The organism is Streptomyces sp. ITFR-6, assembly GCF_031844725.1.
Lineage (GTDB): Bacteria > Actinomycetota > Actinomycetes > Streptomycetales > Streptomycetaceae > Streptomyces.
In genome coordinates this window covers 78,774-92,362 of the sequence record NZ_CP134613.1, presented here as the reverse complement: position 1 = coordinate 92,362, position 13,589 = coordinate 78,774, and the positions used below count along the sequence as shown (strand labels likewise).

The following is a 13,589-nucleotide window of genomic DNA, read 5'->3' as shown; positions in this document are numbered from 1 at the left end:
GCCCACTACTCAACTTCAAGTATCACTTAAAGTTGACTGTCATCCTTCGTGCTCCGCACGACCCCAGAGACGGCGGAACGGCAGTACCGTGGTGGCCACTTCTCGCGCGGGGGCAAGACATGCACGACGACGGCACGGACATCGGTACCCGGGTGCGGGCCCTGCGCGAGTTCCGGGATCTGACGCAGGAGGGTCTCGCGGCACGGGCCGGGGTCTCCATCGACACCGTCCGAAAACTCGAGCAGGGCGCGCGGACGAGTGCGCGGATCACGACCCTGCGCCGTCTCGCCGCCTCGCTGGATGTCCAGCTGGAGCGGCTGGTGGGAACACCCACGGTCACACAGCGCCTCTCCGAGCCCGGGGGTGGACTGCTCGCGCTGCGGGACGCGATCCAGGACCCCAGCGGCCTCCCAGGAATGGAGGAACCGAATCTGGAGGACCCGCCCCCGCCGGCGGAATGGACTGCCCAGGTCGAGGCCGCTACCGCCCTGTACTGGGAGGGCGCCTACTCCGAACTCGCGGGGGTTCTGCCGCTACTGCTGCGCGACGGGCGGGCCGTCAGCCGTGATCACGACACCGTCCCGGTATGGCAGGGCCTCGCGCTCGCCTATCAGCTCGCGGCGTCGCTCTCCACCCAGGCCGGTCATCCGGACTGGGCATACACGGCAGTCGAGCGTCAGCTCACCGCAGCCGGCCGCGCCTCCGACGCCCTGATGGCGGGCATGGCGGTATCCACCCTGTCGTGGGTACTGCTACGCCAGGGCCGGTGGGAGCAGGCCCAAGCGGTCGCGGAGCGTCGGGCGGACGAGTTGGAACCCTCGCTGCGGAGGGGGGAGCCAGATCATCTGGCGGTGTACGGGAATCTGCTGATCGCGGCCGCGACTCCGGCCGCCCGGCGCGACCAGTTCGACGAGGCGATGCAGCTGCTCACCGTGGCGGAGGCCGCGGCGACCCGGTCCGGCCCCGTCCGCGCTTACGGGAGTGCTTTCTCCGTGACGGACGTCCGGACGCAGCGGGTCAACATCGCGCTCGCGGGCGGCACGGGCCGCCCGGCCGAAGCGCTCGACGCGGCGGCCGGCATCGACGTCGCCGCGATCACCCGGCCCGTGCACTCCGCCTCTCACCGGCTCGACGTCGCGCAGGCCCGGCATCAGACCGGCGACAGCGCCGGCGCTCTGGCCCAGATCTTGGAAGTCGAAGCGGACCAGCCGGAATGGATCCGCTATCAGACGCTCGCCGCGTCCACAGTCCGGGAAATGCTGGAGACGGAGCGGCGCCGCAATGCGACGCTCCGTCGGCTCGCGGCGCGCCTCGGTGTCGACCCGTCGCTGTAGGACGTGACGTCCTACCCCGTGCCAGATCAGCCCTTGGAGTAGTGGACACTGCCCCTGGCCGGTGACCCTGCGTAGAGATACGGTCACACCCACGCGGGCCGGGCTCCCGTACCCCGTCGGGAGCCCGGCCCGCTCCCAACCCGACCGTCGGGGGTCACTCATGTCCGACACCACCGCACGCACTCACGTGGTCGTGCCTCCGGTGAAGGAGCTGTCCGACGCGCAGCGGCGCGGCGCCTTATGCGTGTGGTGCGCCTCCGGCCTACCTGCCGGGACCGCCCGCAGCCTCGGCGAACTCCCCACACCAGACGGTGGGTTGATGTATCCGCGGTGCTGCGAGCGATGCTGGAGGAAGCGCTGATGACGACGATGTCCACGCTCATTCCCCTGCCGGACACGGCCGGGGAGAGGGCCTACCGGCGGTGGTACGGGCACACGGTGCGGTGCGGTACATGCCGGGCGGGCGGCCCCTGCTCCGTCTCCGTTGTACTCGGCCGTGCCTGGCGGAGAGCGCGCTCATGAGCCGCTGCCCGTACGGGCGTCACCCGTTCCCCGAAGAGGACGAGACCGGCGCCTACTGCGACGCACACGGCGTAACGATGCTGTGGCGCCCTCCGCCGGCAGACGACCCCGCCCCCGCCGCCGCAGACCGGTTCCCCCACCAGGACCCAGAACCAAAGACCCACCCCGGGCAGTGACCGGGTGGTGCCGGTGACTTCCGAGGACACCGCCGGTGAGCGGGTGGCACGCTGATCGACATGACCGAGCCGCGCCGCCGGGTCTACGGATCCGACCACGACGACCCCCACCCCTACGCCGAGACGGGGCACGACTATCGGGAGCTCACGGGCGGGCCGCTGGACGGACTGCTCATCGATGTCACCGGGTGGACGCAGGAGCAGATCATGACCGGCGCCTACCTGATCACTGCTCACAGCGCGTACGGGCCGGGCGGCCGGGCAGCGTACGCACCCACCCTCAGCCGTCTCGACGGGCCGTGGGTGTGGGAAGGCGACGTCCCCTGACATCGCGCTCCCAGGCGCGTCCTACGGTGGAGGTATGCCCGACGCCTCCCGAATCCCGGATCCTGTCGACGCGCCCCCGGTCGTCGTGACGACGCCGGAGGGCCAGCGGCTGCGGGGGCGTCTGTACGCGCAGCGGCAGACCAAGGAGGGGTGGGTGGTGCTGGTGGGCCTGGTGCTCTGGCAAGCCGTTGACGACGTCCCCGCCCCGGGCGAGTACCGGTCATGGACGCCTGCTGAGCACGTCCACCGGATCGAGGGCGCCACGTATGACGCCGTACCGGTGGAGCGGCTGCCCTCGTACATCGAGGCGCCCGCTCCCCCGGTCAGCCGGGTGGAGCCTGCGGTGGCGTGGCGCGTGACAGTGGAGCGTCGCCGTACGGACGTGGACGTGCCGCCGCGCACAGTGGTCCACCGCGCCGACTGCTGGCAGGCGCAGGACACCCAGCCCGGGGCCGAGGACATCAGATCAGAGGCCGAGGCGCGCAAGGCAATGGCGCAGCCCGGCGCACGGGGCTGCATCCAATGCGGTACCGATGTGTTTTTGGTGTGAGCTGAGCCGACGCGCGACGCGCGAGACCATGGGCGGTGTCGACTCCGCCCGTACCACCCGCACCCTCGAAGAGCTCCGTGACCAGCTCCGCGACCACCGCCACATCCCCGCCGTGGCCGACTTCCTCGACTACGCGGGCTGAGGCACGCCCCCCCCCCGTTATGTTTTTCGCGGTCCTGCAATGGGGCCGCTGGCCTCCGGGCCCGGCATGACTGTGTCCCCCTGTCGAAGACATGACCTGGGGGGTGGTGTCACCGGGCCCGGGGGTGTTCGTCGGAGACGCTGATCAGAGGTCCGGCCACCGTCCGGTCCGGCGCAACGCCGGACAGTTCGCGGGCGGCAGGTCTGCATAACGTGGATGCGCGAGCACGACACCCGAGCCGAGGCCAGCACCGTCAAAACCCCTGGAAGGGCGCGATGTTCGAGATCGAAGACGTGGGCGTGTTCCTCGGCCTGGACGTCGGCAAGTCCGCCCACCACGGACACGGACTCACCCCGACCGGGAAGAAGGTTTTCGACAAGCCGCTGCCCAACAGCGAACCCAAGCTGCGGGCCGTGTTCGACAAGCTGACCGCGAAGTTCGGCACCGTCCTGGTCATCGTGGACCAGCCCGCCTCCATCGGCGCCCTGCCCCTGGCCGTCGCCCGCGACGCAGGCTGCCGCGTCGCCTACCTGCCCGGCCTGGCCATGCGCCGCATCGCCGACCTCTACCCAGGAGAGGCCAAGACCGACGCCAAGGACGCAGCCGTCATCGCGGACGCCGCACGAACCATGCCGCACACCCTGCGCTCGCTCGAACTGACCGACGAGATCACCGCCGAGCTGACCGTACTGACCGGCTTCGACCAGGACCTCGCCGCCGAGGCCACCCGCACCAGCAACCGGATACGCGGCCTGCTCACCCAGTTCCACCCCTCCCTGGAACGCGTCCTGGGACCGCGCCTGGACCACCAAGCCGTCACCTGGCTCCTGGAGCGTTACGGCTCCCCGGCCGCCCTGCGCAAGGCCGGCCGCAGCCGGCTTCGTGGAACTGATCCGCCCGAAGGCCCCACGCATGGCCGCTCGACTGATCGATGAGGTCTTCGACGCGCTCGACGAGCAGACCGTCGTCGTCCCGGGCACCGGCACCCTCGACATCGTCGTCCCCTCCCTGGCCGCTTCCCTGACCGCCGTGCACACCCAACGCCGGGCTATGGAAGCCCAGATCAACGCCCTGCTGGAGGCCCACCCTCTTTCCCAGGTCCTGACCTCGATGCCCGGCGTCGGCGTCAGGACCGCCGCTGTCCTGCTGACCACCGTCGGCGACGGCACCAGCTTCCCCACCGCCGCACACCTGGCCTCCTACGCCGGCCTCGCACCGACGACAAAGTCGTCGGGCACCTCGATCCACGGCGAACACGCACCCCGAGGCGGCAACCGCCAGCTCAAACGCGCGATGTTCCTCTCCGCCTTCGCCCGCATGAACGCCGATCCGGCCTCCCGGACCTACTACGACAGACAACGAGCCCGCGGCAAAACCCACACCCAAGCCCTCCTCCGCCTCGCCCGCCAACGCATCAGCGTCCTGTCCGCCATGCTCCGCGACGGCACCTTCTACGAATCCCGGACACCGAAGGACATCGAGCTCGCCGCATAACCCCAGCAACCCGAACCACACCAAACCCGACAGGGCCGCCTTGACGAAGGACATAGAGGCACCCCCCTGTCTCTGCTGATCCGCCGTACAAGACGTGGGAGGAAAGTGCCGCTGTCCTGGCGGAGGCCGTGGCGGCTGATGGCCGCCCGGGAGGGTCGGCGGACTGCGACCACACGCCCCCGGGCGACCGGGCTGCCGACGGGCGGGCGGGATGGGGCCCGTCACCAGGGACATGCTGGCCACGGTGCCGTACGGTCTCGCCGCGGCCCGGCTCACCCCGGGCCAGCAGATCAGGCTGCTGGCCCGGGGGCTCCGCCGTCACCCGCGCCCGCCGAATCCCAGCGCCCGATCCCTGCGCTATGCCCTCGGGCTACGGTCCGGGGCGGCCACGATCCGCGGGCCGGGCATACCCAGCCGTTACTGATGGCTGGCATTGATGAAGTCGATGGCGTCCTGGACGGTGACGATCTTCTCTGCCTCTTCGTCGGTCATCTCGGTGTCGAACTCCTCCTCCAGCGCCACCACGATCTCGACCAGGTCCAGGTCGTCCGCGCCGAGGTCTTCCACGAAGCGGGCATCGGGAGTCACCGCTTCTCGCGTAACCCCCAACTGCTCGACGACGATGCGCACGACCCTTTCCTCGATGGTTGCCAAATGCATCTTCACCGGGGGCACCTGCACCGCCACCTGCGCCGGAGCCACCGGCACCGTCGCGGCACCGGCCACGCCTGCCGCCCCCGTCACGAACACAGCAGCTGCGGCTGCCACCGCAGCAAAACGACCTCGCACGTAAAGCCTCCTCATCGAGATGCACCATCCGCGAGCGGGCTTCGACGCGGCTCCGTACCCTGCCGGACACCCCGCTCACCGAATGGTGAAACGATCATGCGGCCCGGAGGTCACCACCTGCGGCGCACTCCCGGCCCCTGCACGGGCCGTCCGGCAGGTGAGCAGGAGCGCCTGCCGGCAGGGCAGTGACCTGCGCAGACGAGAGGAGTGAAGCCGTGGCCCGCAGCCTTGACGACGACGCGCCCCGCCGAACCAGCGACGCCGATGACCAGCTGAGTGCCGAACAACGGCAGGCCGAAGCCGACGAACACGCCTCGCTGCGCGAGCTGAGGCGCAAGGTGAGGCAGACGGAGCGGGACCTGGTGCGGCGAAGGAGAAGGGTCCGCACGGTGGGCGTGGCCCTGACCGTGGCCGGGGGTGCGGTCCTGACGGGCCTGTTATGGACCGTACTGGCCTGGGGCTCACCCTCCCGGTTCCTCCGGGTGGACATCACCTGCGCGGCGCTGGCGCTGGTCTCGGGTGCGGTCGCCTGGGTCGCCGCGCCACCCCGTGGCCGGCCGAGCCTGGCCAAGTTGGAGGACATGCTCGCGACGAACCGTGAGGCCCTGCGGTTTCTCAGCGCGCTCATCCACCCGACGCTGAAGGAGCGGCGCAGCCTCTACCGCGAGGACGTGGCCGGGGTGATCGAGCAGCACCGGACGGATAGCCGTAGGTACCGGCTCATCCACAACGTGCTGCAGAACCTCAGAAGCTGTTTTCGAGGGCGAGGGCTGTGAGCGCTGCCTTTGGGGCCACCCGTTTGGCGGTGCGGAGTGAGCGGATATGCCTGACGGGGGTGACGGTGGCAGTGTCTGCAGATCTCCGTCAGAGGAGTTTGGTCATGATCATCAAGAAGTTGCACGAGGCGGGTTTGCGTAGTGATCACGCTTATACGGCTGCTGTGGTCTCGATCGGGCTGTCGTTCCTGTCGTGGACGGCGTCGGTCAAGGGAGAGGCAGCGGGTACGGACCGTGCTGACCGGTGGGGGATTTTCGTGGGTGAGTGGGCGCCGACGTTCTTCGGCCTGGGACTCGCACTCGCGCAGCACGAGAAGGACTGACCGGCCGCTGGTTCCGGTGGGGTCGGCCGGTGGCCGGCCCCACCGGCGCGTCAGACGTCGGCCGCAGGTCCTGCTGAGTGACGGCGTCCCTTGCTCGTGGCCAGGCGTCTGGTCATGAGGGTGATGGCGGCCCAGGTGAGTTCCGAGTGCTGGATGAGCCGCTCGTAGTCGCGGGCATGGCGGCGGGCGTTCATCATCCAGGCGAGTGATCGTTCGACGACCCAGCGGCGGGGAAGGACGACAAACCCGGTGGTGTCCTTGGGCCGGGAGATCGTCTTGATCGTGAGGTTCAGATACTTCTTTGCCCAGGTCTCGAGCTTGCCTGCGTAAGCGCGGTCGGCCCAGACGAGCGTGATCTCGGGATGGGTCAGACGGAGGCGGAAGAGGACTTCCTTCGCGGCGGCGGAGTCGCTCCGGCCTGGCCTGCCTGCGGGACACCATTACCGAACGCGGCTGGCCGCCCCTGATCTGGACCTGGAAGGACGGCTACAAGTTCTGCGCCGACCCCGCCGAGCCTGTCCACACCACTGATCAATCGCTGCTGCTTCACGTGAACGAAGCCTCTGTGTGGATGCTGCTCGGGTCAGTGATGTGTGCGGCGGTATGCGGCGGCGCTGGCGGCAATGCCGGATCCGTAGCGGGCTCGAGCGCGGTCGAGGGCGGCTTCGAGGTCGCGGGCCTTGCCGTCGCCCGTGTCGAGGGTCAGTTGGTGAACAGCCTGCTCGGCCGGCAGAAGGCGTTCGGCCCGCAGTGAGATGGCGCGGAGGCGGGCTCGTTGGAGGCCGAGGCGGTCGAGGAGTTCGAGCCCGGTGCGGGTGAGGTGCGGGGTGTGGGCGGTGGGTTCGGTCAGGGCCCGGGTTCGGGTGGTGGTGGTCCGGTCGGCGTAGCTGACGGTGAGGGTGAGTGCCTGGGTGATGCTGTGTTCGGTGCGGAGTCGGGCGCCGAGTTCTTCGGTGAGGCCGAGGAGTGCGGCGTGGTGGCGGGCGGGGTTGAGTTCGTCGTGGCTGTAGGGGTGTGTGGCGCTGATCGAGCGGGGTGCGGCCGCGGGGGTGACGGGTTGTTCGTCGTGGCCGTGGGCGCGCTCGTGTATTTGGCGGGCGGGGGCGCCGAGGACGCGTTGGAGGGTGAGGAGCGGGGTGTCGGCGATGTCGCCGATGGTGTGGATTCCGTACCGGGTAAGGGACTTGGCGCTGGCGGGTCCGATTCCGGGGAGTGCTACGGCGGGGCGGGGGCGCAGGAACTGTGCGGTGTCGTAGGGGGTGGGGCCGATGACGGTGGCGGTGCCGGGCGGGGAGACGGCGGCGGCCATCGTGGCGATCGTGCGGTTGGGTCCGGCGCCGGCTGATGTCTGGACGCCGTGCAGGGCGAGGATCCGGAGGCGGATGACGTCGACGAGCGCGGCGGGGTCGCGGGCCCAGTAGCGCAGGGCGCCGGTGAGGTCGAGGTCGGCGGACCAGTCGGCGGGGTGGGCTTCGATGCGCGGGGTGACGGTTTCCAGGACAGCGAGGAGCTGGTCGTAGAGCCCGGGGGGCGGGTCGGCGACGTGGAAGTGGATCCGGGCGATGGTGCGGGGGCTTGTGGTCATCCGGCGCTGCCCTGGCTGGTGTGGCCGAGCCGGTTGAGGTCGGCGGAGCGGGTGCCGGCGGGCTGGAGGTCGGCGTAGGGGTGGAGCCGCGCGCCGGCCGTGCCGTTGGGCAGTGTCCGTTCCGGTCCGCCCGGTGCCGGGGTGTTCTCGGGTGGTGTGGTCTGGGCGGGGGTGGGGGCCGGGGTGGTGCGGCCGAGGAGTTCCAGGACGCGCTGGGGTCCGTGGTCGCGGCGGGCGGTGGCGAGTTCGTCGAGGTCCCAGACCATGTTCCCGACGACGGTGCGGCGCGGGCCGCGGGCCTCGACGGTGCCGCGGACCAGGAGCATTCCGTTGTGGAAGATCGTGTGGGCGCAGTTGTCGTGGCTGTCTTCGAAGAAGGCGATGTCGACGAGTCCGAAGCCGTCTTCGAGGGTGACGAAGATGATGCGTTTGCCGGAGGGGATGGGGGGTGTCTGGGTGGAGGCCCGGACGCCGGCGACCAGGACCTGCTGGCCGGGGTGCATGGCCTTGAGGTGGGCGGCGTCGGTGGCGCCGATCTCGCGGAGCAGGCGGTGGTGGTGGGTCATCAGGTGCTGGGAGACGTCGATCTTCAGGACACTGAGCTCGGCGTCCATGACGTCGCGGCTGGACATCTCCCGCAGCCCGGACGGGCCGGCGGTGATGAGGGCGGGGTCCAGGGGGAGCTGTCCGGTCCCGGGGCGGGTGCGGGTGTCGCGGTGGAGTTCGGTGACCTGCAGCAGCAGATCGCGGCGGGTCAGGTCGCCCTTGACCTGGTCGAGGGCGCCGATCTGGATGAGGCGCTCGGCGGTCGGCAGGGCGGGGTGGGCCCGCTGCCAGAAGTCCTGGAGCGAGTTGTAGGGCTGCCCGGCGGCGATCTGCGCGACGTCGGTCTCGCTGATGCCCTTCACCGAGGACAGCGACAGCCGCACCCCCCACCCGGTGGCGGTCTTCTCCACGGTGTGGGCGGGGCGGGAGCGGTTGATGTCGACGGGCAGGATCGGCACGTTGTGGCGGCGGGCGTCGGAGACGATGACGCGCGCCGGCCACATACCCGGGTCGTGCTCCAGGAGGCCCGCGTAGAGGGCGGCGGGGTGGTGGGCCTTGAGCCAGGCGGACTGCAGGGCCGGGACGGCGAACGCGACGGCGTGCGCACGGCAGAACCCGTACGCGCCGAACGAGGCGACGATCTCCCACACCTCGTTCAGCACCGCGGTGCTGTAGCCGCGGGCCCCGGCTTCCTGGCGGAACCAGGCTTCGAGCTTCGGCAGGCGGATTTCGTCGGCCAGGGCGCGGCGGGCGAATTCGGCCAGGGCGCGGTCGCAGCCCGTCATCACGGCGAGGATGTCGATGATCTGCTCGTGCCAGATCGTCACCCCGTACGTGTCGCTCAGTACGGGTTCGAGGTCGGGGTGGGGGTAGGCGGGGGCGGCGCCGTGGCGGGCGGCGATGTAGAGGGCGGGCATGCCGCCCTGAACGGGCCCGGGTCGGAAGAGGCTGATGTCGGCGATGACGTCCTGCGGATCGCGCGGTTGCAGTCTTCCCACCAAATCTTGCTGGCCGGGTGACTCCAGCTGGAACATTCCCACCGTGTCGGAGTCCTGGATCAGGGCGAACGCGAACTGGTCGTCCAGGGGGACCTGGTCGGGGTTGTCGAGGTCGATCTGCCGGCCGGTGGTGCGGCGGATCTCGGTGACGGCGTGCGCCATCGCCGACTGCATCCGCACCCCCAGCACATCCAGTTTGAGCAGCCCGAGGTCTTCGACGTCCTCCTTGTCGGCCTGGACCATCGGGTATCCGCCGGGTGTCGGCTGGACGGGCAGCCGGTCCAGCAGGGTGTTGTTGGACAGGATGACCCCGCACGGGTGCATGGCGATGCCGCGCGGCAGTTTGTCCAGGCCCTCCGCGAGCTCCCACAGCGGGCCGTAGGAGGCGGCGTCGGCGGCCAGGTGCCGCAGCTCGGGCAGGCTGTGCAGGGCGTCGCGGATGTCGCAGGCCCTGATGTGCGGGAAGGCCTTCGCGACCTGGTCGACGACGTGTGGGGGCATGCCCAGGGCCAGGCCGGTGTCGCGCAGGGCGTGGCGGGCCCGGTAGGTCTCCGGCATCCCGGTGACCGCGACCCGGTCGGTCCCGAACCGCTCGATGATGCGGTCGTAGACCTCCAGTCGGCGCGCGGACTCCACATCGATGTCGATGTCCGGCAGCGAGGAGCGCCGCTCGGAGAGGAAACGCTCGAAGAGCAGGTGGTGTTCGAGCGGGTTCGCGGTGGCGACGAACAGCGAGTGGTTGACCATGGATCCGGCGCCGGAGCCGCGGGCGGCGACCCGGATTCCCATGTCGCGGACGTCCGCGACGACCTGGGCGACGGCCAGGAAGTAGGGCTCGTAGCGGAGGCGGCCGATGATGCCGAGCTCGTAGTCGAGCTGGTCCATCGCCCGGCGGTCGTGGTCCAGGCCGCGGGCGAGCATCCCGGCCTCGCACCGCTGCTTCAGCAGCCGCATCGCCCCGCCCACCCCCGGACCGGCGCCGACCACGGACGGCTCGGGGAAATGCGTGCGCCCCAGCCCGAGGTCCGCGACCGGATCGATCACACACTCCTCACCAGTGGCGGCGGTCTCGGCGAGCAGCGCGGCCGCCCGGCCAGGACCCATACCCGCGGCGCGGCAGATCTCCTCGGCCGCGGCCGCCATCGCCTCCGGGCCCTTCAGCCACCGCTCACCGCAGTCCAGGCGAGACCGGTCGATGGGGCGCAGCAGGCGGGCGGAGTCCAGGACATCCGCGAGCCGGTGCTGGCCGGGATCGGCGTAGCGCACCGCGTTGGTCAGCACGGTGCGGATGCCGAGGCGGTCGGCCAGGCCCAGGGTGTGGGCGGCCAGACGGAGCGATCCCGGGCCCAATCCCTGCAACCCCCACCACAGAACGTTCAGTCGCAGGTTCTGCCCGGCCACCTCCCGCCAGGGGGCCAGGAGCTGCTCGGCGAGATCCGGGCGGCCGGCCGACAGCGCCCGCACCGGCTCCGAGGCCGGGCCGAGCAGCACCGTGAGGCCCTGGCAGGCGAACTCCTGCAGGACCGGCCAGGTCGCGGTCGGCGGCCCGTCCCCGGCGGTGGCGTGTGCGGCGGATACGAGACGGCACAGGCTTCCCCATCCCGCGCCGTCTTGTGCGAGCAGGGTCACCCGCAGCGGGGCCTCCATCACGTGCGCTCCCCCGCGCACCGGGGTGCGCGGCCGGGGCCCGGCCGGTGCCGGCGCGTGCGGGGCGACCGCGATGTCGACGCCGAGGACCGGCCGTACGCCGGATTCGGCCGCGGCCTTCGCGAAGCGGACGGCGCCGGTGACGGTGTCGCGGTCGGTGATGGCGAGCGTCTCGATCCCCCGCTCGGCGGCCCGGTCGACGAGGGCGTGCGGGTGCGAGGCGCCGAAGCGGGCCGAGTAGCCGCTGGCGACATGCAGCTGCACCCCACCATCCATCACACCCTCCGAACCCATAACCCCCAAAACAACCCAAACCAACCGTCTGGAACACCAGAATACTCGAACAAGAATCGAACACGCGACTCATGGTCGTGCTCTCATGGGGAGAAAAACGGTCCATTTAGTCAGATATGAGCTCAAACTGCGCATCTACCTGGTGGAGCCTGGATGGCCCGCACCGTCCGCGATCCGGCGGCACGGTGGGGACGACCGGACCTCAAAGCCCCCTGCCCCGGATAACCACGGGGCGCGAAAGGGGGGAGCCGTCCGTGCGGAGGGTCATTTGCTGCCGCTACGCACGACGTCTAGGAGCGTCGCCGCAAAGGAGCCATTCTTCCTGGTCCTGGTTTCAGCCTCGGGGTGATCGAGGGCTCCAGGGCAAGGCGTACTGGACTCGGCGATTCCCGAACGGACTTGCGGCTGTAGTGATTGCGTAGCTCTGTGTGCACGGACTGAGCTAGGGTCCTGATTTACCGGAGAGGTCCCGAGCCAACGGCGTAGGAACCTGCCTCAGGACCTCTCCGTCTACATGCAGTTGCGAAACGAAAGGAGACTGAGATGACCCCTGTTCCGCATTCGCCTGGCCAAAGTGTTCAGTCCTCGACCAGTGGGCTCGAACGTAGCACGGAGCCCGTGAGGGCTGTAGGGCGCAATGAGTGTCGACTGGTGAGGCACCACTTTGTCGTGACGGGGCCAGTGACCCCGGAAAGGGGCCACTTCGGCGCGTCAGGTGCCGGGCTGTCTGCCCCCTGTCGCTCTGACCTGTGAGATCGTTCCCGGTTTCGCGGGAGCTCGGCACGGCCGGCCCGGCGTGCGCCGTTGGTTCCGCACGGCGCCCTACGGGCTCGAACCGTCCTTTCGTTTCGCGCAATCGCGTGAGCCGAGAGAACGAAATCGCCCGTTAAGAGCTACCCAGCGGTCAGACGTTCCCTTCCTCCCAAATCACCTAGTACGACGGAATGCCATGTCCAAAAGCCGATCTGACCAGATCGAATGCAAGAACTGCGCCCACCCCTTCGCCAGGAGGAGCCCGACCGGGCGCCGCCCCGAGTACTGCTCCGCGCAGTGCCGTTCTGCCGCCTTCCGCCTCCGCAACGCGGAGACCGAGGAAGCCGACTTCTCCCAGGATGCCGAGCGCATCGGCCGGGCCGTCGCCACCCGGGCCCGGATGGTGGCCCAGTCCTCCTCCCGGTCTCTCCCCTTCTGGCCACTGGAACCGCTGCGGCACTCCGTGGCGCTCAAGAGGGAACTGGACGACTTCATCGCCGTGTCCGTCCGCGAGGCACTCGACCGCGGAGCGCAGTGGGAGGACATCGCCGAGGTGACATCGCTGACGGTGAGCCAGCTGCAGAGCCGGTACTCCACAGACCAGGTCTCCAGGACCGTCAATGCCCGCCGTGGCCGGCGTCCCCGCAGGCCCGTGGCCCCGGCCGCAGAGGTCGCCCTGGGATCCGCTGCCGACGACGAGCCGAACGGGCGGAACCCGCAGGAGTGGGGACCCCGAGACGCTCTGGCCCGTGCCCTCTCACACCTTCACCGCTTCAGCGGACTCCCGGTCCGTACGGTCGCCGTCCGGGCAGGCCTCTCGCCCTCCTACGTCTACCGGCTGACGACAGGAGAGCGGCGCCCGTCCTGGACGAGCGTGCGCAACTTCGTGCTCGCCTGCGACGGCGACCCCAACGACCTGGTCGACCTGTGGAACGCCGCTGAGGGACAGGAGCAACAACCGCTGCCTGACTCGGGCTTCGAAGTGGCACTGGCCCGGTTCCAGGGTGCCCTGCGCGGCCTGCACCTGGCAGAGGCCCGCCCGGACCCCGATGTCCTTGCCGACGCCCTGCCCAACGTCCACTGGCACGAGACCGCGGTCATCAAGGCCATCCTCGGAGCGCCCGCGGCCCACCATGCCGGGGAGCTGAGCTGGGCGGCCACCCAGGCGCTGACAGTGGCCCTTCGAGGCGATAGCGATCGGATCCACCGCCACTGGACGGCACTTCAGGAAGCCGCACCCCGGCCGAGCCTTCTCACCCAGGCCTTCGGCTGACCGAGCACCGGCACGCACCACTCACCACAGCACGCCACCACGGAGCAGCCGCTCCCGTTG

The 13,589-nt window shown here is 70.1% G+C and carries 10 protein-coding genes and 2 pseudogenes; 8 read left to right on the top strand and 4 right to left on the bottom strand.

Translation table 11 applies throughout. The annotated features are described in order from the left end of the window. Positions 1-119: 119 nt before the first annotated feature. The 5 genes and pseudogenes from RLT59_RS38165 to RLT59_RS38145 all read left to right on the top strand — a co-directional run bounded on the left by RLT59_RS38165 (position 120) and on the right by RLT59_RS38145 (position 4,969). Positions 120-1,334, top strand: coding sequence for a type II toxin-antitoxin system RelB family anti-toxin (locus RLT59_RS38165; protein WP_311308076.1), 1,215 nt, complete (start codon positions 120-122; stop codon positions 1,332-1,334). Positions 1,335-2,086: 752 nt separating this feature from the next. Beyond that, the gene (locus RLT59_RS38160) at positions 2,087-2,359 is read left to right on the top strand and encodes a hypothetical protein (protein ID WP_399127105.1); all 273 of its coding nucleotides are present in this window, start codon (positions 2,087-2,089) and stop codon (positions 2,357-2,359) included. 34 nt (positions 2,360-2,393) lie between these two features. After that, positions 2,394-2,909: a DUF6233 domain-containing protein gene (locus RLT59_RS38155; protein WP_311308074.1), complete on the top strand. Its 516-nt coding sequence runs from the start codon at positions 2,394-2,396 to the stop codon at positions 2,907-2,909. Positions 2,910-3,326: 417 nt separating this feature from the next. Continuing rightward, positions 3,327-4,545: pseudogene (locus RLT59_RS38150) on the top strand (IS110 family transposase). Positions 4,546-4,756: 211 nt separating this feature from the next. Next, entirely contained in the window at positions 4,757-4,969 is a 213-nt protein-coding gene (locus RLT59_RS38145) for a hypothetical protein (protein ID WP_311308073.1), read from the top strand. Here RLT59_RS38145 and acpP read toward each other — a convergent pair. Further along, on the bottom strand, positions 4,963-5,199 hold the full coding sequence (gene acpP / locus RLT59_RS38140; RefSeq protein WP_311308109.1) for an acyl carrier protein: 237 nt from the start codon (positions 5,197-5,199) through the stop codon (positions 4,963-4,965). The two genes, RLT59_RS38145 and acpP, sit on opposite strands and share 7 nt — an antisense overlap. Positions 5,200-5,549: 350 nt before the next feature. On the opposite strand from acpP, the gene RLT59_RS38135 reads away from it, so the two are divergent. Together RLT59_RS38135 and RLT59_RS38130 are read left to right on the top strand one after the other, a co-directional pair. Beyond that, a complete protein-coding gene (locus RLT59_RS38135) occupies positions 5,550-6,110 on the top strand; it encodes a hypothetical protein (protein WP_311308072.1) in 561 nt (186 codons plus the stop codon). A gap of 104 nt (positions 6,111-6,214) precedes the next feature. Beyond that, entirely contained in the window at positions 6,215-6,433 is a 219-nt protein-coding gene (locus RLT59_RS38130) for a hypothetical protein (RefSeq protein WP_311308071.1), read from the top strand. Between the two features lie 59 nt (positions 6,434-6,492). On the opposite strand, the pseudogene RLT59_RS38125 reads toward RLT59_RS38130, so the two are convergent. From RLT59_RS38125 to RLT59_RS38115, 3 genes and pseudogenes are all read right to left on the bottom strand, one after another. Beyond that, positions 6,493-6,843: pseudogene (locus tag RLT59_RS38125) on the bottom strand (transposase); the annotation flags it as partial. A 173-nt stretch (positions 6,844-7,016) separates the two neighbouring features. Then, complete coding sequence (locus RLT59_RS38120) at positions 7,017-8,018, bottom strand: DNA polymerase Y family protein (protein WP_311308070.1); 1,002 nt, start codon at positions 8,016-8,018, stop codon at positions 7,017-7,019. Then, positions 8,015-11,485: a DNA polymerase III subunit alpha gene (locus tag RLT59_RS38115; RefSeq protein WP_311308069.1), complete on the bottom strand. Its 3,471-nt coding sequence runs from the start codon at positions 11,483-11,485 to the stop codon at positions 8,015-8,017. The genes RLT59_RS38120 and RLT59_RS38115 overlap by 4 nt, the downstream gene beginning before the upstream one ends. 967 nt (positions 11,486-12,452) lie before the next feature. Here RLT59_RS38115 and RLT59_RS38110 point away from each other — a divergent pair. Then, the gene (locus RLT59_RS38110) at positions 12,453-13,529 is read left to right on the top strand and encodes a helix-turn-helix domain-containing protein (RefSeq protein WP_311308068.1); all 1,077 of its coding nucleotides are present in this window, start codon (positions 12,453-12,455) and stop codon (positions 13,527-13,529) included. The last annotated feature ends 60 nt before the right edge of the window (positions 13,530-13,589 follow it).

What these genes read in the sequence shown, in the direction of transcription:
- RLT59_RS38155 (WP_311308074.1), top strand. Translation starts at nt 2,394, where the DNA reads ATGCCCGACGCCTCCCGAATCCCGGATCCTGTCGACGCGCCCCCGGTC.
- RLT59_RS38130 (WP_311308071.1), top strand. Translation starts at nt 6,215, where the DNA reads ATGATCATCAAGAAGTTGCACGAGGCGGGTTTGCGTAGTGATCACGCT.
- RLT59_RS38120 (WP_311308070.1), bottom strand. Translation starts at nt 8,018, where the DNA reads ATGACCACAAGCCCCCGCACCATCGCCCGGATCCACTTCCACGTCGCC.
- RLT59_RS38145 (WP_311308073.1), top strand. Translation starts at nt 4,757, where the DNA reads ATGGGGCCCGTCACCAGGGACATGCTGGCCACGGTGCCGTACGGTCTC.
- RLT59_RS38165 (WP_311308076.1), top strand. Translation starts at nt 120, where the DNA reads ATGCACGACGACGGCACGGACATCGGTACCCGGGTGCGGGCCCTGCGC.
- RLT59_RS38115 (WP_311308069.1), bottom strand. Translation starts at nt 11,485, where the DNA reads ATGGATGGTGGGGTGCAGCTGCATGTCGCCAGCGGCTACTCGGCCCGC.
- RLT59_RS38110 (WP_311308068.1), top strand. Translation starts at nt 12,453, where the DNA reads ATGTCCAAAAGCCGATCTGACCAGATCGAATGCAAGAACTGCGCCCAC.